This window comes from Phaeobacter sp. JH20_34 (genome assembly GCF_048056095.1).
Classification (GTDB): domain Bacteria; phylum Pseudomonadota; class Alphaproteobacteria; order Rhodobacterales; family Rhodobacteraceae; genus Phaeobacter; species Phaeobacter bryozoorum.
In genome coordinates this window covers 505,588-524,525 of record NZ_JAYMWT010000021.1, presented here as the reverse complement: position 1 = coordinate 524,525, position 18,938 = coordinate 505,588, and the positions used below count along the sequence as shown (strand labels likewise).

18 protein-coding genes and 1 tRNA gene are annotated in these 18,938 nt (G+C 60.3%); 13 read left to right on the top strand and 6 right to left on the bottom strand.

Annotated features, from left to right (window positions below):
* Positions 1-2 precede the first annotated feature (2 nt).
* Positions 3-674 carry a lipoyl(octanoyl) transferase LipB gene (gene lipB, locus VWZ81_RS17100; protein WP_416543191.1) on the bottom strand — a complete coding sequence of 224 codons (672 nt, stop codon included), beginning with the start codon at positions 672-674 and terminating at the stop codon, positions 3-5.
* A gap of 124 nt (positions 675-798) precedes the next feature.
* Here lipB and VWZ81_RS17095 point away from each other — a divergent pair, with 124 nt between their 5' ends.
* Together VWZ81_RS17095 and VWZ81_RS17090 are read left to right on the top strand one after the other, a co-directional pair.
* Positions 799-2,472, top strand: coding sequence for a peptidoglycan-binding domain-containing protein (locus VWZ81_RS17095; protein ID WP_340544704.1), 1,674 nt, complete (start codon positions 799-801; stop codon positions 2,470-2,472).
* A 156-nt stretch (positions 2,473-2,628) separates the two neighbouring features.
* Positions 2,629-2,715, top strand: a tRNA-Leu gene (locus VWZ81_RS17090).
* Between the two features lie 533 nt (positions 2,716-3,248).
* Here VWZ81_RS17090 and VWZ81_RS17085 read toward each other — a convergent pair.
* A complete protein-coding gene (locus VWZ81_RS17085; protein WP_416535840.1) occupies positions 3,249-5,543 on the bottom strand; it encodes an adenosylcobalamin-dependent ribonucleoside-diphosphate reductase in 2,295 nt (764 codons plus the stop codon).
* A 185-nt stretch (positions 5,544-5,728) separates the two neighbouring features.
* On the opposite strand from VWZ81_RS17085, the gene VWZ81_RS17080 reads away from it, so the two are divergent.
* Positions 5,729-6,160, top strand: a complete 432-nt coding sequence (locus tag VWZ81_RS17080; RefSeq protein ID WP_416538417.1) for a DUF1489 family protein — start codon at positions 5,729-5,731, stop codon at positions 6,158-6,160.
* 135 nt (positions 6,161-6,295) lie between these two features.
* Here the strand turns inward: VWZ81_RS17080 and VWZ81_RS17075 are convergent, their stop codons facing one another.
* A complete protein-coding gene (locus VWZ81_RS17075; protein WP_416535842.1) occupies positions 6,296-6,613 on the bottom strand; it encodes a DUF1244 domain-containing protein in 318 nt (105 codons plus the stop codon).
* Between the two features lie 88 nt (positions 6,614-6,701).
* Complete coding sequence (locus VWZ81_RS17070) at positions 6,702-7,439, bottom strand: N-formylglutamate amidohydrolase (protein WP_416538419.1); 738 nt, start codon at positions 7,437-7,439, stop codon at positions 6,702-6,704.
* Positions 7,440-7,559: 120 nt separating this feature from the next.
* Here VWZ81_RS17070 and pyk point away from each other — a divergent pair, with 120 nt between their 5' ends.
* The 7 genes from pyk to pheT all read left to right on the top strand — a co-directional run bounded on the left by pyk (position 7,560) and on the right by pheT (position 15,233).
* On the top strand, positions 7,560-9,005 hold the full coding sequence (pyk, locus tag VWZ81_RS17065; protein WP_416535844.1) for a pyruvate kinase: 1,446 nt from the start codon (positions 7,560-7,562) through the stop codon (positions 9,003-9,005).
* Positions 9,006-9,042: 37 nt separating this feature from the next.
* Positions 9,043-9,264: a hypothetical protein gene (locus VWZ81_RS17060; RefSeq protein ID WP_340544710.1), complete on the top strand. Its 222-nt coding sequence runs from the start codon at positions 9,043-9,045 to the stop codon at positions 9,262-9,264.
* Between the two features lie 189 nt (positions 9,265-9,453).
* Positions 9,454-9,654: a 50S ribosomal protein L35 gene (rpmI, locus tag VWZ81_RS17055; protein ID WP_014873788.1), complete on the top strand. Its 201-nt coding sequence runs from the start codon at positions 9,454-9,456 to the stop codon at positions 9,652-9,654.
* Positions 9,655-9,669: 15 nt separating this feature from the next.
* On the top strand, positions 9,670-10,035 hold the full coding sequence (gene rplT, locus VWZ81_RS17050) for a 50S ribosomal protein L20 (RefSeq protein ID WP_014873789.1): 366 nt from the start codon (positions 9,670-9,672) through the stop codon (positions 10,033-10,035).
* Positions 10,036-10,250: 215 nt separating this feature from the next.
* On the top strand, positions 10,251-11,324 hold the full coding sequence (gene pheS / locus VWZ81_RS17045) for a phenylalanine--tRNA ligase subunit alpha (RefSeq protein ID WP_340544717.1): 1,074 nt from the start codon (positions 10,251-10,253) through the stop codon (positions 11,322-11,324).
* A gap of 601 nt (positions 11,325-11,925) precedes the next feature.
* The gene (locus VWZ81_RS17040; RefSeq protein ID WP_416543192.1) at positions 11,926-12,747 is read left to right on the top strand and encodes an alpha/beta hydrolase family esterase; all 822 of its coding nucleotides are present in this window, start codon (positions 11,926-11,928) and stop codon (positions 12,745-12,747) included.
* Between the two features lie 89 nt (positions 12,748-12,836).
* Positions 12,837-15,233, top strand: a complete 2,397-nt coding sequence (pheT, locus tag VWZ81_RS17035; protein WP_416543193.1) for a phenylalanine--tRNA ligase subunit beta — start codon at positions 12,837-12,839, stop codon at positions 15,231-15,233.
* A gap of 67 nt (positions 15,234-15,300) precedes the next feature.
* Here the strand turns inward: pheT and VWZ81_RS17030 are convergent, their stop codons facing one another.
* Positions 15,301-16,179, bottom strand: coding sequence for a LysR family transcriptional regulator (locus VWZ81_RS17030; protein WP_416540569.1), 879 nt, complete (start codon positions 16,177-16,179; stop codon positions 15,301-15,303).
* A gap of 87 nt (positions 16,180-16,266) precedes the next feature.
* Here VWZ81_RS17030 and VWZ81_RS17025 point away from each other — a divergent pair, with 87 nt between their 5' ends.
* The 3 genes from VWZ81_RS17025 to VWZ81_RS17015 all read left to right on the top strand — a co-directional run bounded on the left by VWZ81_RS17025 (position 16,267) and on the right by VWZ81_RS17015 (position 18,054).
* On the top strand, positions 16,267-16,902 hold the full coding sequence (locus tag VWZ81_RS17025; RefSeq protein ID WP_416543194.1) for a class I SAM-dependent methyltransferase: 636 nt from the start codon (positions 16,267-16,269) through the stop codon (positions 16,900-16,902).
* 178 nt (positions 16,903-17,080) lie between these two features.
* Positions 17,081-17,530, top strand: a complete 450-nt coding sequence (locus VWZ81_RS17020; protein WP_416535848.1) for a YtoQ family protein — start codon at positions 17,081-17,083, stop codon at positions 17,528-17,530.
* Positions 17,527-18,054: a GNAT family N-acetyltransferase gene (locus VWZ81_RS17015; protein WP_416543195.1), complete on the top strand. Its 528-nt coding sequence runs from the start codon at positions 17,527-17,529 to the stop codon at positions 18,052-18,054. Before VWZ81_RS17020 ends, VWZ81_RS17015 begins: the two co-directional genes overlap by 4 nt.
* A gap of 60 nt (positions 18,055-18,114) precedes the next feature.
* Here the strand turns inward: VWZ81_RS17015 and VWZ81_RS17010 are convergent, their stop codons facing one another.
* A complete protein-coding gene (locus tag VWZ81_RS17010) occupies positions 18,115-18,921 on the bottom strand; it encodes a mechanosensitive ion channel family protein (protein WP_340544728.1) in 807 nt (268 codons plus the stop codon).
* Positions 18,922-18,938 lie beyond the last annotated feature (17 nt).

Below are 18,938 nucleotides of genomic sequence, written 5' to 3'. Positions count from 1 at the left end.
GCCTAGTCGAGGGCACAGGTATCGGTTGTGGCAAAGGCGACATCGAAACATTGCTTCAGCGCCACATCCACATCCGTCATCGTGACCGGCAACCCCAGATCCACGAGGCTGGTAACGCCGAATTCGGTGATGCCGCAGGGGACGATGCCGTCAAAATGGCTGAGGTCAGGCTCCACGTTGATCGAAATGCCGTGAAAGCTCACCCATTTGCGCAGGCGGATGCCGATTGCAGCGATCTTGTCCTCGGTCTTCTCTCCGTTGGGCCGCAGGGGTTTGTCGTCCCGCTCCACCCAGACGCCGACACGGCCGTCGCGGATATGGCCGGTCACGTTGAACCGGTCGAGCGCCAGGATCACCCAGCGCTCCATCTGGCGGACGAAACAGCGCACATCGCGGCCCCGTTTGGCGACATCCAGCATGACGTAAACCACGCGCTGGCCGGGTCCGTGGTAGGTATATTGTCCGCCGCGCTTGCTTGCGTAGACCGGGAAACGGTCGGGGTCGGTCAGATCGCCGGGCCGCGCCGAGGTGCCGGCCGTATAGAGCGGGGGATGTTCAACCAGCCAGATACATTCCTCGTGGGTTCCTGCGGCAATACCCGCCGCACGCTCCTCCATGAAGGTGACGGCCTCGTCATAGCCGGTCAGGCCGGAGGTGGTGATCCATTCAACCATCGACGGTGTCCTTTGTTATGACTTTTGTAACCACTATAGAGCAATGCGCGGAATTTTCTGGCCTGCGTGATGGGTCGTGCGCTACCGTGATTGCGTGTATTCATCAATGGGGGGGACGCGTAATATGTTCTCAAAATCTCTTAAAACTACATTGGCAGCATCAATTCTGGCGACCTCCGGGGCTGCTCCGGCGGTTGCCGACAATCTTGGCGCGGCGCTGGTCGGCAGTATCATCGGCGGCGTGATCGTCAATGAAGCGCATAAAAACCGCGCGCGCAAACAGCCAGTGACCCGCAAACGGACCTATTCGCCCGCGCGGGCGCAGAACCGTGAAACGCAGACGGCGCTGAATTACTTCGGCTTTCCCGCCGGCTCCCCCGATGGCGTGATGGGGCGCAAATCCCGCAGCGCCGTGGCGCAGTATCAGGGGCATATGGGTTTCCCGGCGACCGGGCAGCTGACACAATATGAACGGGATTTCCTGGTGTCGTCCTACAGCCGCGCCCAGATTGGCGGCCCGCAGGTGATCAAGGCGATGCAGGGCCCCAATGGCGTGCGCGGGCTGTTGCGGATCTGGCGGGATGAGGCGACCGGCACCCGCAGCGCGAGTGCAGCCGGCTATGGCAGCTACGGCGGCCTGCCGTTTGAAGTCAGCCAGGCCGTGGATGAAATCGCGGCCAGCGCCGATCCCAGCGCCGAACAGCTGTTGCAACGTTCGGGTTTCATGCAGCTGGCGGATCTGAACGGCGATGGCAAGAACGACTACATGATCGACACCTCGGTGTCCGGCAGCTCCTTCTGGTGCGGTGCGTCGCATTGCTCCGTCATGGTCTTTGCCTCAACGCCGCAGGGCTATCAGCGCAATGACTTCATGGCGCGGGGCGTCACGACGGCAAACTTCGCCTGTCATCAGGGCGTCTGCCGGATGACGGATGAGCCGACGTCTGGCACGGTTCAGGCGGCTGTGCCAACCCCGGCCCCTGCGCCCGCACCCGCTCCGGGAGCAACTGTGCTGGCCTCCGCGCCGCAGGCCGTCGCTCCGGCGCCTGCTCCCGCACCCGCTCCTGCCGGAGGCGGGCTGGCCGGCATTCAGCTGTTCCAGCAACCGGCACCGGCGGCAAGCACCGCGTCGCTCACCAGCCATTGCAGCAAGGTCAGCCTGCTCACCAGTTCCAACGGTGGCTATATGACCGTTGCCAATCTGCGCGACCCGGAGCTGGCATTGGGAGAGCAGTTCTGCCTGACCCGGTCCTATGCGATCAATTCCGGCGAAGCGCTTGTGGCCAAGGTGCAGGGAGTGAGCCAGGCACAGGTCGACAGCCAGTGCGACGCCTTTGGGCCTGCTGTTCAACCCTATCTTGCCAAACTGGCGACCACGGGCAGTGACGCCTTGATTTCCGACGTGCAGAAATTTGTGCTGCAATCCAACATGTCGATCGAGCAGCTGTCCAATACCGCCGGGATCTGCCTGTTCTCGGGGTATCGCCGTGACAATATGGAGGTGGCGCTAGGAGCGGCGCTCATCATGGTTGGTGTCGGCCAGCGTCCCTATGCAGAGCTGATCGGCCATCACCTGGCGCAGGGCTTTGGCGTTGCGAAATCGCCCGAGCAGGCACAGGGCTGGTATCAGACAGCTGTTTCCGCGCTGGAGGCCGGGGTTGATCCGGTCTTCGCACCCGGACAGCCGGAACGAGTCGCCCTGATCAAGGCCGCCGCTGCGGGCCTGACCGGCGCATTGGCACAACCGGTACCGGCGTCCAGCACCGCGGCCGCGCTGCCGAGTTTCTCAACGGACTGATTGGTTTTCACACCATCAGACCTGTCAACGGGGGCGGAATGATCATCCGCCCCCGTTCCTTTTTCGGGCGAGCAGAAAAGCCTGAGAAATGATCATTTTGCATCTTCACAACCGTCCCGCGCTCGTCTATACGCCGCTACACCAAGTCAAGACAGTGCGGTCGTGGCGGAATTGGTAGACGCGCAGCGTTGAGGTCGCTGTGGGGTAACACCCGTGGAAGTTCGAGTCTTCTCGACCGCACCATTTCACATTTTGATGTGAAGATATCCAAAAATCCAAAACTCTCAGCAGCTTGCGCCCTGCGGCAAACGGTCTATCTGTCGTAGGCCCATGGTGATTTGATGGTCGCGTTGAAGATGGTTCTTGTCCCAAGAGCCATCGCTTTTCTTCGGTATTCCAGGGGCTTGACAGGAAATCGCTCACAGGCTCGATCGTTTCACCGAGGGGGAGGCCGATTGGTTTCTGACAGGATGCGTGACTCACGGTTCGAAAACTGAGTGTTGACCATGTCTGATCTCTTCTAGCTGACGGATGCGCAGCTAGCGAGTTTTTTCCCTCTTCCCGGGAGCCGATGGCGAACTCCACGTTGAAGGCAGGCTGCTTTTCCTGAAAGAAACCTCCAACAAAGTCGGTGTTTTGCAGAAAGTATGCTTAATAGAAAACCACCGAGAGCGGGGCTCCCGGTGGTCTATTTACTGTGCATCAGAAGGCTAAGAAGCGCCTCTGAATGGGCGGGTCATGCTGCGTCCGACTGTCGAGACATCAGGTGCCGCAGGTTACCCGCATTTGCTGTGGCCGCAGCTGCGGCAGGTCATGCAGCCTTCCACCATCTGCAGATCGTATTGGCCGCAGCTGGGGCAGGGTTTGCCGCGTGGAGCATTGAGGGAAACCACTTCCGCTTGCGGATCTGATTTCAGCCCCATGCCTTCACCTTCGAGGAAGCCGGTTGCCACCATATGGGTTTCAATCACGCCGCCGATCGCCGCCAGAATGGAGGGGATGTATTTGCCTTGCACCCAGGCGCCGCCCCGCGGATCGAAGACCGCTTTCAGCTCCTCGACGACAAAGGACACATCGCCGCCACGGCGGAACACGGCCGAGATCATCCGGGTCAGCGCCAGGGTCCAGGCGTAATGCTCCATGTTCTTGGAGTTGATGAAGACCTCAAACGGGCGGCGGTGGCCGTTGATGATGATGTCGTTGATGGTGAGGTAAATGGCGTGCTCGGAATCCGGCCACTTCAGTTTGTAGGTGTGACCCTCCAGAGACTGCGGGCGGTCCAGCGGCTCTGACATATAGACGACTTCGGCGCCATTCTCGCCCATATCACTTTGATGCGGTGCATCGGCGCTTTCGCCCGGCGCCTTGTCGGAGCTTTCGCTGACGGTCAGGACTGAGCCGGTTACGTCATTGGGGCGATAGGTGGTGCAGCCTTTGCAACCGAGGTCCCAGGCCTGCATGTAGACGTCCTTGAACTCATCAAAGGAAATGTCTTCGGGGCAGTTGATGGTCTTGGAGATCGACGAGTCGATCCATTTCTGCGCCGCCGCCTGCATCTTGACGTGGTCGGAGGGGGGCAGGGTCTGGGCGTTGACGAAATAGTCGGGCAGCTCCTTGTCGCCGAACTTGTCGCGCCACATCTGCACGGCGTAATCCACGACTTCCTCTTCAGTGCGGCTGCCGTCCTTTTGCAGGACCTTGCGGGTATAGGCATAGGCAAAGACGGGTTCGATCCCCGAGGACACGTTGCCCGCATAAAGCGAGATGGTGCCGGTCGGTGCGATGGAGGTCAGCAGCGCGTTGCGGATACCGTGTTCGCGGATTGCGTCGCGCACATCCTCGTCCATATTCATCATGGTGCCCGACGCCAGGTAGGCATCCGCATCGAACAGCGGGAAGGCGCCTTTTTCCTTGGCCAGATCCACCGAGGCCAGATAGGCCGCGCGGGCGATCGCGTGCAGCCAATCCTCGGTCTGCCGCGCGGCTTCGTCCGAGCCATAGCGCAGCCCCAGCATCAGCAGTGCGTCGGCAAGGCCTGTTACACCAAGACCGATGCGGCGCTTGTTCTGGGCTTCCTGTGCCTGGGCCTCCAAGGGGAATTTCGACACGTCTACAACGTTATCCATCATCCGCACCGCGGTGGCGACCAGCTCTTTCAGGGCCTGCGGATCCAGTTCGGAGTCTTTCTCGAAGGGGTTCTTGACCAGGCGCGCCAGATTGATCGAGCCAAGCAGGCAGGCGCCATAGGGGGGCAGGGGCTGTTCGCCGCAGGGGTTGGTGGCCGCGATCTGTTCCACGTAGGACAGGTTGTTGGCCTTGTTGATGCGGTCGATGAAGATCACACCGGGTTCGGCGTAATCATAAGTCGCCTGCATGATCTTGTTCCACAGGTCCCGCGCCTGGACGGTGTGATAAACCTTGTCACCAAAAACCAGATCCCAGGATCCATCTGCCTTTACCGCTTCCATGAAGGGGTCGGTGACCAGCACGGACATGTTGAACATGCGCAGGCGGGCGGGATCGGATTTCGCGGTGATGAAGGCCTCGATATCGGGATGGTCGCAGCGCATGGTCGCCATCATCGCGCCCCGGCGCGAGCCTGCGGACATGATGGTGCGGCACATGGCGTCCCAGACATCCATGAAGCTGAGCGGGCCAGAGGCGTCTGCGGCAACACCTTTCACATCGGCGCCGCGCGGACGGATGGTGGAGAAGTCATAGCCGATGCCACCGCCCTGCTGCATGGTCAGCGCGGCCTCTTTCAGCATGTCGAAGATGCCAGCCATGCTGTCGGGGACGGTGCCCATCACGAAGCAGTTGAACAGGGTCACCTGCCGCGCGGTGCCGGCACCGGCGGTGATCCGACCAGCGGGCAGATACTGGAAGTCCTCAAGCGCGCCGTAGAATTTGTCCTCCCACATCTTGGGATCGGTCTCAGCCCGTGCCAGGTCGCGGGCGATGCGGCGCCAGCTGTCTTCGACGGTCTGGTCGATGGGGGTGCCATCGGCCTGTTTGAAACGGTATTTCATGTCCCAGATCTGTTCGGCAATCGGGGCGGCAAAGCGGCTCATATGGCGAATCCCTATGGTCGGTCGTGGCAAGGTGGCGGCCTGACTACACCAGCCGCGCCGATATCCTCAACGCAGAAATCGCGCGGAGGCGTAAATTTATCATCATCGTACCACAACACCTTGTCGATCTGCCAGTCTGACCTACAATATAGAGTTGATCATCTGGACGACTCTGTGGGCATCTTGTGGATAACTATATCAACCTCGTGAAACTTTCCGTTGGGACTGAAACTGTTGACGGGCTGGCAGCCTGGCAGGCGGAGTACCGCAAGCAGTTGCCGGAGGGATTGCCGCGCCATGTTACGCGGATGTGGCCCAAGCGCGAAGCGGAGATCCTCAATGGTGGGTCGATCTATTGGGTGATCAAGGGACAAATCCAGTGTCGTCAACGCATTCTGCGGCTGGACGAGGTGATCGGTGGCGACGGAATCCGCCGCTGTGCAATTGTTCTGGAGCCGGAAATCCACCGTACACAGGTCGCAACGCGGCGGGCTTTTCAGGGGTGGCGCTATCTGAAGCCGGAGGACACGCCGCCGGATCTGCGAAAAGGGCGTGTGGCAGAAAAGCCGTTGCCGCCTGAGCTGTCGCAGGCGCTTGCGGAAATCGGCGTGATCTGACCAGCCGACGACCAATCGGCTATGATCGCCTATGTGTCAGGGGCGCAGTGACGCAAAAAAGGCCCCTGCCGGGGCCTTCATCAGGTCGCTTCACGCGGCAGTAACCTCGCGGTCCGTGGTGGCGGGGCTGGACCGTCAGGAGGGCTCTTTTCCTACATTCTCTTGAAATGCGGTCTCAAAAGCGGCCTGTTTCTCGACAGAGGCCTCGGTCTGATAGTTGGCTTTCCATTCATCCATGGTCATGCCGTAGAAGCTTTCACGTGCCTCGGCTTTTCCCATCTCGATGCCGCGTTCATTGGCGGCTTCCTGATACCAGCGCGACAGGCAATTGCGGCAGAACCCTGCGAGATTCATCATGTCGATGTTCTGCACATCGGTGCGGTCTTCCATCAGGTGCTGGCGCAACCGGCGGAAGGCGGCCGCCTCTAGTTCGATCTGGGTCTGCTTGTCCATGTCGGGCTCCTTCCATGACACTATCTGCGTGACTAGCAGTTGCATCCGGGCGGGGCAACTCGCACCGGTGGTCGCGCCCTATCGGGTGTCAGAGACCTGATTTGTCCAAGGCGCAGGGCAGTACATTGGCCAGACGTTCGGCCCAGTCCTGCTGCTTGGCCGCACTGGCAATCAGATCGTTGCGCAGTTCGATCAGCGTGTTTGGGCGCGCATGGGCGGTACCATGTCGATCCAGCGTATCGCCGGGCAGATAGCCTGTGTAGGGCGCATTCACGCCGACGCAGAGGTCCGGCTGCGCCTTCAGCTCGGTGACGATATGGGGCGACAGGGGCTCGTTGTCAGGTGACAGGATTCCGATGTGCCAGGGCCGTGGCGGACGTCCGCGCAGTTGGCGGGTGAAGGAGTGGATGGACACCAGAATTGCGCCGGGCCGCATCAGCAGCTCGGCCAGAGCATCATGATAGGGGTGGTAGCAGGCCGCCATCCGCGCCGTTCGCTCGGCCGCATCGGCGTGGCGGTTGCCGGGAATGATGGTCCCGTCGTAGAGTTTCATAAGCAGGGTCGGATCATCCGGGCCACGGTTTGGATCAATCACCAGTCGCGAGAAATTGGAGGCGATGACCGGCGCATCCAGAAGCTGCCCCAACTGCTGTGCCACCCCATAGGCGCCGATATCATAGGCAATGTGGCGCTCCATGTCCGCGCGCGGCAGGCCAAGTTCGCCGTTGTTCACAAACGGGGGGACATGATTGGTGGCGTGATCGCAGCAGATCACCCAGCGGGCAGGGCGCCCGGCCCCATGCAAGAAGAATGGTGAATATGTCATCTGTCCGTCGCCATTTGATGATGAAGCTTTAGGGGAGTTGCGGCAAAATGGGAATTAGGCGATAAGCGCCGCAGCAATGTTTGCGATAACACCGTTCCAGCCGATGAAGAGGATGACCCCATGAGAAGATCGCGCAATGTAAAGATTGTTGCCACCCTTGGGCCGGCATCCGAAACCTATGAGACCATCCGTGCCCTGCATGAGGCGGGTGCAGATGTGTTCCGTCTGAACATGTCGCACGGCAGCCACGAAGAGATTGCCGCCAAACATGCGATTATTCGCAAGGTCGAGGCCGATCTGGACAGCTCGATTGCCATCCTCGCCGACCTTCAGGGGCCGAAGCTGCGTGTCGGCGTCTTTGCCAATGGTTCGGAGGAGCTGGTCGAAGGTGCGTCCTTCCGGCTGGATCTGGACAAGGCAGAGGGTGACGTGAATCGCGTCTGTCTTCCCCACCCCGAGATTTTCGAAGCCCTGCAGCCCGGTGCCCATCTGCTGGTCAACGATGGCAAGATTCGCCTGAAGGTGGAGACCTGCGGCAACGACTTCGCCAATTGTACCGTCACCACAGGTGGGACAATCTCCAACCGCAAGGGGGTGAATGTTCCCGATGTGGTGCTGCCGCTGGCGGCCCTGTCGGAGAAAGATCGCGGCGATCTGGAATTTGTCTGCGGGCTGGGCGTCGATTGGCTGGCGCTGTCCTTTGTTCAGCGCGCCAAGGACGTCTACGAGGCACGTGGTCTTGCGGATGGTCGCGCGGCTGTGCTGTCGAAAATCGAAAAACCGGCTGCGGTCGACAATTTCGATGAAATCCTAGATGCCTCCGACGGGATCATGGTTGCGCGCGGCGATCTGGGTGTTGAACTGCCGGTTGCTGCTGTGCCGCCGATCCAGAAACGTCTGGTGCGTCGCTGCCGTGCAGCTGCCAAACCGGTGATCGTGGCCACCCAGATGCTGGAAAGCATGATCGAAAGCCCGATGCCGACCCGCGCCGAAGTCTCCGATGTGGCAACCGCGATCTACGAGGGGGCGGATGCAATCATGCTCTCCGCTGAATCCGCGGCAGGCCAGTACCCGATCGAAGCGGTGAAGACGATGGATAATGTCGCCACCGAGGTAGAGGTGGATCCGACCTATAGCCAGATCATTGCCTCTTCCCGCTCGGCCAAGGGCGATACCGTCGCCGACGCCATTGTCGCTGCCGCGCGTGAAATCGCCGAGAAGACCGAGATCAAGGCGATCTGCTGCTATACCCAAAGCGGCACCACCGCGCTGCTGACCGCACGGGAGCGTCCGGGCGTGCCGATCATTGCGCTGACGCCGCTGAACCGGACGGCCCGCCGTCTGGCGCTGAGCTGGGGCTGCAACTGTGTGGTGACGCCGGATCAGGAACGCTTCAAAGGCGCTGTGGTCGGTGCCGCGCGTGCCGCCCGTTCCGGCGGGTTCGCCGGGGAAACCGATCAGATCGTCGTGACGGCCGGTGTGCCTTTCAACGTTCCGGGCACCACCAACATCCTGCGTGTGGCACCCTGCGATGAACGTTTGATCTACAGCACCGACCCGGAGTAACCTGAACGCGTCTTAGTCTTCTGCGAGGACGCGCAGCATGGATACGGATCTGGCACTGGTGCTTGGGTTGTTGCTGGCTTTTCTGGCAATACCCGCGCTGTTGTCTGCCGCTACCGACCGCCGCACCCCCAGGGTGTCGGCGGTTTTTCTTGTCGTGGCGGTGGGTCTGCTCCTATATGCGTTCAGTACCAAATCCGGCGGGTATCAGATCGACGATATCCCGAAAGCCATTTTCCGGGTGATTGGCCGCTTTACCTGAGCGTCATGGCGCGCGCTGACTGTCGAGGCCGCGCTGACTGAACCGCAGCAGGGCGGATTGGCCGTCTGCTCGAAGAATCTGCTTGCCCTTATGGTCCAGCTTGCGTAAACGGCAGCCCTGTTCGCGTGGCCGGCCCAATGTGGCATGCCGAGTCGCGCATAGACCGAACCCGCATTGAAGGAGACGGAAATGCCCAAAATGAAGACAAAATCGAGCGCCAAGAAGCGCTTCAAAGTGACCGCGACCGGCAAGGTCCTCGCAGGTCAGGCCGGCAAGCGCCATGGCATGATCAAGCGGACCCGCAAGTTTATCCGCGACGCCCGCGGCACCACTACCCTGTCGGCACCCGACGCAAAGATCGTCAAGGGCTTCATGCCCTACGACCGCTAAGAGGAGATCTGAGATATGTCCCGCGTTAAAGGTGGTACCACAACTCACGCCCGTCACAAGAAAGTCATCAAGGCCGCAAAAGGCTATTATGGCCGTCGCAAGAATACCTTCAAGGTCGCGCGTCAGGCTGTTGACAAGGCAAACCAATACGCAACCCGCGACCGTAAGAACCGCAAGCGGAATTTCCGCGCGCTGTGGATCCAGCGGATCAACGCAGCCGTGCGTAGCCACGACGAGGCTCTGACATACTCCCGCTTCATCAACGGCCTGACCCTGGCCGGTATCGAAGTGGACCGCAAAGTGCTGGCCGATCTGGCCGTACACGAGCCCGAAGCATTCGGTGCCATCGTGAAGCAGGCACAGAGCGCACTGGCAGCCTAAGCTTAGGCGCAAGACAATTCCGAAAGGGCCGCTCTGCAAAGGGCGGCCCTTTTGCTGTTGCTGATCTGCTAGAGAGGCAGGCTATACGGTCTGACGGAGGCGGGGAGGCTGCCGGATTGTCGCGATTGCCGCCCGATTGGCAGAGAACCGGTTCAAAAGCTTGCTTTCAGCTTCTGCTGTGGTAGCAGGGCTGCAGCATTATTCAGGGGACCGTCATGGACGATCTTAAAGCAAAATATCTCGGGCAGATCGCCGATGCTGCCGATGAAAACGCGCTGGAGACCATCCGGGTTGCAGCTGTTGGGAAAAAGGGCGAAGTCGCGCTGAAGATGCGTGAGCTGGGCAAGATGACGCCTGAAGAGCGTCAGGTTGCGGGTCCGGCCCTGAACGCGCTGAAGGATGAGATCAACGCCGCACTCGCCGCCAAGAAGGCCGGGCTGGCCGATGCCGCATTGGATGCGCGCCTGCGGACCGAATGGCTGGACGTCACCTTGCCGACCCGCCCGACGCGCAGCGGGACTCTGCATCCGATCAGCCAGGCCAGCGAGGAGTTGACCGCGATCTTTGCCGAGCTGGGTTTCTCCGTTGCCGAAGGCCCGCGTATTGACACCGACTGGTACAATTTCGATGCGCTGAATATCCCCGGCCACCATCCGGCACGCGCTGAGATGGACACGTTCTACATGCACCGTGCCGAGGGCGATAACCGCCCGCCGCATGTGCTTCGCACCCATACCAGCCCCGTCCAGATCCGCTCGATGGAGAAGATGGGTGCGCCTTTGCGCATCATCTGTCCGGGTGGCGTTTACCGCGCTGATTACGATCAGACCCACACGCCGATGTTCCATCAGGTCGAAGGCCTCGCGCTGGACAAGAACATCTCCATGGCGAACCTGAAATGGGTGCTGGAAGAATTCGTGAAATCCTTCTTTGAGGTGGACAGCGTCGATCTGCGTTTCCGTGCGTCGCATTTCCCCTTCACCGAACCGTCGGCCGAGGTTGATATCCGCTGTTCCTGGAAAGATGGCACGCTGAAGATTGGTGAGGGTGACGACTGGCTTGAAATCCTCGGCTCCGGCATGGTGCACCCCAAGGTGATTGCCGCTGGCGGGATCGACCCAGACATCTATCAGGGGTTTGCGTTCGGGATGGGGATCGACCGGATCGCGATGCTGAAATACGGTATTCCTGATCTGCGCGCCTTCTTCGACAGCGACCTGCGCTGGCTGCGCCACTACGGTTTCCAGTGTCTCGACGTGCCGACGCTGCACGGTGGTTTGAGCCGGTGATACAAGGGTGGGTGACTTCGGCAGCCGTCGTAGGTCTACTAGTGTCGACTTTTGTTTTCGGGTGGCAGCGAAAGTTGGAGCATCAGTTTCTGTTGCGAAGCGAAAAACGACAAGCATTTAGAGCATATCTTCAGCTACTCGGGCAGATAAATCAGGCCTTACGCGTAGATGATTGGAGCGAAGCTAAGAAATGTGTCGTTGAAATCGAGAGCCTGACATATGAGCTTGATTTGTTGTGTGAGAGTGACGTCTTTGCGACTCTCCTTCAAGTTCCAATGTATCTCAGAAAGCATGTGGCGATATGTGAAAACCAGCACAAAGATATGGATATAGAGAAACGCCAGGATAATAAGTTTGAAAACCCATCGGAGTGTATGGGCAATTTAAGTTACCGAAGGGGTGTCCTACACGGTCTTATCTCGTCTCTATTTCGTTTAGATCTAATGCGGACCGCTTCGTTGGCTAGTTTCATTTACACACACAATTTGAAGGGTGTTGTTGGAGAGATTGATCAGACTATTTCATAAGTAGGCTGCCTTCCGATGTCTTGCCCACAAACATGTGAAATGACAGGGGGGTGGTGTCGGGTAGTCTCCCGTCTATGACACGTTTTCTCCTCTTGCTCTCAACCGCTTACATGTGTGCCACCTCTGTCGCGGCCATGGGGCCGTGGAAGGCAAATGCAGACCCCTGCGGCGAAGAGCTGGCCTGCGCGCTGGGAGATCGCAGCTATCACGTGATGGAGCCTGATAACTGGGACGGTGTCGCGCCGCTGCCTGTGCTGATGCATTTTCATGGCTGGTCGCGAACAGGCAAACATGCGCTGCGCTCCGATCGGGTCGGGGCCTCGGCCAAACGGCGGGGCGTATTGCTGGTCACCCCGAATGGCCGTGGCAAGAGCTGGAATTTCTGGACGGCAGACACCGAAGATGTGACCTTTGCCGATGCGGTGCTGGCGGATGTGGCAAAACGCTACCCGGTCGATGCCGAACAGGTCTTTGTCTCGGGCTATTCCTACGGATCCGCCATGGCCTGGCGTTACGCCTGCCAGAGCGGCAAGGGGATTGCGGCATTGCTGGCGGTGGCGGGCAGTATTGATCAAACCGAAACCTGCGCCGAGGCCCCGCAGGAGGTTCGGCATGTGCACGGGCTTGCGGACACGGTGATGGATTTTCCGATGGGGCCGGGGGGTGATGTGACCTATCCGGTGGCCTTGTGGCGGCGGGCGTTCGACTGTTCCGGCGGAGGCGAGGCGCAGGGAGATTGGCAGGTCCGCAGTTTCCTGACGTTTTCGCGCACCGGCTGGAGCTGCGGTGGGCATGATGTCACCCTGGATCTGCACCCGGGCGGGCATTTCATCCCGCATGGTTGGATCGGTCGGCAGCTGGATGAGCTTTTGGGTCTCACCCCCAGCTATCCTTAGACCGAGAGCGGAGCCAAGGCTTGCACATGGGGGCAATCTTTGTCATTGCCTGCTGCAACATGCATGGCTTGCCATAGGAAACCGGACCGATGAAATTCACTCTTTCTTGGCTGAAAGACCACCTCGACACTGAGGCCTCCGTCGAGGACATCACCGAAACACTGACCGACCTCGGGCTTGAGGTCGAAGGTGTGTCGAACCCTGCGGACCGGCTGAAGGATTTTACGCTCGGCTATGTGAAACATGCCGAGAAACACCCCGACGCGGACAAGCTGCGGGTGTGCAAGGTCGACACCGATGAAGGCGAGATGCAGATCATCTGCGGCGCGCCCAATGCCCGTGAAGGTATCACCGTCGTGGTTTGCAAACCGGGCATGTATATTCCCGGTCTCGACATCACCATCGGTGTGGGCAAGATCCGCGGTGTCGAGAGCTTTGGCATGATGGCGTCCGAGCGCGAGCTGGAACTGTCGGATGAACATGACGGCATCATCGAGCTGCCTTCGGGCAATGTCGGCGATCGCTTCGTCGATTGGCTGGCCGAGAATAGCCCGGCCAAGGTCGATCCCGTTATTGAAATCGCCATCACGCCGAACCGCCCGGATGCGCTGGGGGTTAGGGGGATCGCGCGGGATTTGGCCGCACGCGGGCTGGGCACATTGAAGCCGCTTGATATCGAGCCGGTCGACGGCGGATTCGAAAGCCCGATCAAGGTCAATATCGACGCAGATACGCTGGATGGCTGCCCGCTGTTCACCGGTCGCCTGATCCGCGGCGTGAAGAACGGCCCTAGCCCGCAGTGGCTACAGGACCGGTTGAGCGCCATTGGTCTGCGTCCGATTTCGACACTGGTTGATATCACCAATTATTTCACCTTCGATCAGAACCGCCCACTGCATGTCTTTGACGCGGCCAAGGTAGCGGGCAATCTGCGCATCCACCGGGCAGCGGGTGGCGAGACGCTGACCGCGCTGGATGAGAAGGACTACACCTTCGCCGAAGGGCAGATGGTCATCTCCGACGACAATGGCCCAGAGAGCATTGCGGGCATCATGGGCGGGGCCGACACCGGGTGCACCGAGGAAACGACCGATGTGTTCCTTGAGAGCGCATTCTGGGACCATGTGCAGATCGCGACCACTGGCCGGGCGCTGAAAATCAACTCGGACGCGCGCTACCGTTTCGAGCGGGGCGTCGACCCCGAATACACCCGTGAAGGTCTCGATCATGCCACCCGGATGATCCTCGACCTCTGCGGTGGCGAGCCGTCGAATGTGGTGATCGCAGGTGCTGTACCGGATCACGCGCGCGCCTATAAGCTGGATCCCGAGCGGGTCCAGTCGCTGGTCGGGATGGATATCCCGGAATCAGAGCAGCGCCAGACCCTGACCCGTCTGGGTTTCCGGCTTGAGGGCAATATGGCCCATGTTCCGAGCTGGCGCCCGGATGTGATGGGCGAGGCTGATCTGGTGGAGGAGGTGGCGCGTATCGCGTCGCTCACGAAACTGGAAGGTAAGCCGTTGCCGCGCCTGACAGATGGCGTCCCTGCACCGGTGATGACCCCTGAGCAACGCCGCCAGCAGATCGCGCGGCGGACCTGCGCCAGCCTCGGCTATAACGAGGTGGTGAGCTACACCTTCATCGACAAGGCCTCTGCAACGCTGTTTGGTGGCGGGGACGATGCGACCATGCTGGCCAATCCGATCTCCTCCGAGATGTCGCACATGCGTCCGGCACTGTTGCCCGGGCTGTTGCAGGCTGCCGCACGCAATCAGGCGCGTGGCTTCATGGATCTGGCGCTCTTCGAGGCGGGACCTGCTTTTCACGGTGGTGAACCGGGTGAGCAGCATAACCTGATTTCCGGCCTTCTGGTTGGCCGTACCGGCCCCAAGGACGTGCATGGCACCAGCCGCGCGGTCGACACGTTTGACGCCAAGGCAGATATCGAGGCGGTTCTGGCCGCAATCGGTGCGCCTGCCAAGGTCCAGATCCTTCGCGGGGCAGAGCCCTGGTGGCATCCGGGGCGGCATGGCAAAATCTGCCTGGGTCCGAAGAAAGTGCTGGGTGTCTTTGGCGAACTGCACCCGAAGGTTCTGAGCGAAATGGGGATCAAGGGGGCCGCTGTTGCCTTTACCATCTGGCCTGACGAAGTTCCGATGCCACGCAAAACCGGGGCCAATCGTGGTGCGCTGGTTCAAAGCGACCTGCAAGCGGTCGAGCGTGATTTCGCCTTTGTCGTGGCCGAGGACGTCGAAGCCCTTACCCTGGTCAATGCCGCCGCAGGCGCCGACAAGGCGCTGATTGATGATGTGCGCGTTTTTGACGAGTTCATCGGTGGCAGCCTGGGAGAGGGCAACAAGTCTCTGGCCATCACGGTCCGCTTGCAGCCGACCGAAAAAACCCTGACCGAAAAGGATATCGAAGCGGTCAGCGACAAGATTGTCACAAAAGTCACCAAGGTCACCGGCGGCACATTGCGCGGATAACGGCGCCTGTGACCTCTGGCTGAAACCTGTATTATTCTGGAAACGCGCCCCGGTTGAGGGCGCGTTTTCAGTTCTGGGCGAGAAAATCTGCCAGAAGGTCAAAGACCAGCCGGATGCGGCGGCTGGTGTGGAGCTCGCGGTGAGTGGTCAGCCAGATCGGAAATACGATTGGATCCAGCCGCGGCAGTAGCCGTTCAATACCGGGCGTGGGCTCGGCCACATCCTCCATCATCGGGCAGATGCCGAAGCCCTGTTTGACCAGCTCCCAGGCGGTAAGACCGCTGGAGGACTTGATCCGAAAGTTTTCCGGCGCGAGATGGATTCCAAGCGGTGCCAGGAAGTCAATCGAACGGTCCACATCGGCAAAACCGACAAAATCGTGGTCTGCCAACTCCTTGGTCGATGCCGGACGACCCCGCCGCTCCAGATAGCTCGGGGCGGCGTAGAAATGCGCCCGCGCTTCGCGCACGAGGCGCGCGATCAGTTCCGGCTGGTCAGGGCGCACATGGCGGATGGCAATATCCGCTTCGCGTCGCATCAGGTCCCGGATGTCGTTGGCGGCCACGACATCAATCGTCAGCCGCGGCGCGCGCTGTCGGATCTGGCGCAGCACAGGCGGCAGCACATAGGCCGACACGACGTCGCTTGCGGTAATCCGAATGGTGCCTTCGATGGTTTGGGCCGAGGCGCTGGCCGCCAGTGACAGGCCCTCGGCTGCGGCCCCCATCCTGCGGCTGTGGTCCAGCAGATCCTGCCCTGCGGAAGTCAGTGCCAGACGGCGCCCCGGACGTTCAAACAGCATCACACCGAGATCGGCTTCTAGGGCTGCGACCTGTCGGGACAGGGTCGGTTGGGTCAGCCCCAGCTTGCGCGCACCGGCGGAGAGGGAGCCGGTTTCTGCCGTCGCCAGAAACGCCCGGATATGATTCCAGTCGAGTTTATCCATACAAATATGTATACCTCAACTGCAAATTTTGGCAATTTTACTTATGTTTCTGCATGGGTAGCCTGTAGCCATCTTAGGAGGATAGAGATGACAACCGATGCGCGCTTCTGGGACAGGATTGCCCCCAAATACGCCAAATCCAAAATCCGGGATGAGGCCGCCTATCAATACACGTTGGAGCGCACGAGAGCCTATCTGAAGGCGGGCGACCACGTGCTGGAAGTGGGCTGCGGTACGGGATCCACCGCGATCGCACTGTCGGACGCGGTTTCGGCGATGACCGCAACCGATCTGTCGGAGGGAATGCTGCGCATCGGTCGCGACAGGGCCGCGCAGGCCGGGGCGGACAACGTGACCTTTGAACATTGCGGTGACGACGCGCTGCCAGCCGGACCGTTTGACGTGGTGATGGCTTTCAACCTTCTGCATCTGGTTCCGGATGTGGATGCCGCACTTGCGTCGGTCGCCGAACGCGTGCCGAGCGGGAAGCTGTTCATTTCCAAGACACCCTGTCTGGGCGAGGAGCGTGGCAGCCTGAAGTACTGGATGTTCTCGGTACTGATCCCATTGATGCGTCTGGTCGGAAAGGCGCCGAGCTCGGTGGCTTTGCTAAGTATTGCTGAGCTGGAGGCCGCCGTGGAGCGGGCCGGGTTCGAGATTATCGAGACCGGCAATTACCCGATCTCGATACCGAGCCGCTATCTGGTGGCACGGCGGCGCTAGCTTCCTGACCTGACGCGAAGCGGTGGACGAATTGTTGCAGCTGGTGGATACTCTGCCTGCTGGCCGAACGGGCTATGGTCCCGGCGCCAGGGCACATCACATTGGCGGGGCCAGCAACAGACAGGATCTGGCAGGGCGAGCCGAAACCGTCAGCTGCTCGCGCAGGAAAGGACATTCCGTGACTTTGAACGTATATCTCTCAGGCGAAATTCACACCGATTGGCGGGACCAGATTATTGATGGTGCGGCGGGCCTGGATGTGCATTTTGCCAGCCCGGTTACCGATCATGACGCCAGCGATGACTGCGGTGTGGCTATTCTGGGCAGTGAGCCGAACAAGTATTGGCACGACCACAAAGGCGCGATGGTCAATGCCATTCGCACCCGCAAGGGTCTGTCAGACGCGGATATCGTCGTTGTCCGCTTTGGCGAAAAATACAAACAGTGGAACGCGGCCTTTGATGCGGGCTACGCGGCCGCTCTGGGCAAGTCGCTGATTGTCCTGTCTCAGGATGAGCATCAGCATGCCTTGAAAGAGGTACATGCCGCTGCCTTGGCTGTCGCGAAAGAACCGCGGCAGGTTGTCGAAATCCTGCGCTACGTGTTGCAGGGGAGCCTGCCTGCGTGACCGGGCCGACATTGACGACGGAGCGGCTGTCGCTGCGCCCGCACCGGCTGGAGGATTTTGATGCGCTGACGGCGTTGTGGATGGATCCGGTGGTTGTCCGTCATACAATCGGTCGCCCGGCCAGCCGCGAGGAAACTTGGACGCGCCTGTTGCGCTACATCGGACATTGGCAGGTGCTGGGTTACGGTTACTGGGCGATCACCAGCCGCGACGACGGACGCTATCTCGGCACCGCCGGCTTTGCCGATTATCAGCGAGATATCGACCCTCCGCTCGGCTCGGTGCCCGAGGCGGGCTGGGGGCTGATGCCAGCGGAGCATGGGAAGGGGCTGGCGACAGAGGCGGTCGAGCGCATACACCGGTGGGCTGCCGAGACGACCCAATGGCGATCAACCTGTTGTCTTCTGGACCCTGACAACGCAGCCTCGATCCGAGTCGCCGAGAAGATGGGCTACAGCGCCAGTCACGAAGCCAACTACCGTCAAGAGCCGACACTGGTGATGACCAGAGCGATCCCGCGCTAACACGCTTTCGAAGCCATAGACAGCCGCCCTGCACGTAGATCCGGGGCGGCTGCCGGGAGATCAGCCCTCTTTCTTGATTTCCACGCTGTGCGGGTAGGGGATTGAGATGCCCTTGTCGTCAAAAGCCTCTTTGACGGCTTGGGTCATTGCGAACTTCAGCTCCCAATAATCCGCGGCCTTGCACCACAGACGTGCGGTGAGATCGACCGAGCTGTCGCCAAGATTGGTCACCCGGACCCAAGGAGCAGGATCCGCCATGACCCGTGTATCGGCCTCGGCGAGGGCCATGATGATCTCCTTGGCGTCATCGGCACTGTCGCCGTAGTCGATACCAAAGACCATATCCACGCGGCGGGTGTCATGGGCAGAGTAGTTGGTGATGATTGCACCCCAGGCCTGACCGTTGGGAATGATGATCTGGACGTTGTCCGGTGTGACCAGTTCGGTCACGAAGAGGTTCAGGTCAACCACGGTGCCGGAGGTGCCGCCGATATCGACATACTGGCCGAGCTTGTAGGGGCGAAATAGAACCAGCATGACGCCCGCAGCCAGATCGCTCAGCGTTCCCTGGAGAGCAAGGCCAATCGCCAGGGTCGCAGCGCCGAGCATGGCGACCAGGCTGGTGGCCTCTATCCCAAAGATGCCAAGCACGGCGACCAGCACGATGGCCAGCAATATCCAGCGGACGGCACTGGCGGCAAAATTACCGAGTGTTTGATCCAGATGTGGCGTAGCGTTGATGCGACGGCGCACGGTGCTGCTGATGATACCGGCGGTTATCCAGCCAAGCACCAGCACAACCAGCGCCTTGGCCGCACTGATTAGCAAGGGCCAGAGCGCGCCCAATTGTTCGATCCATTCTTCCATGTTGTTGTCTGGTCCCT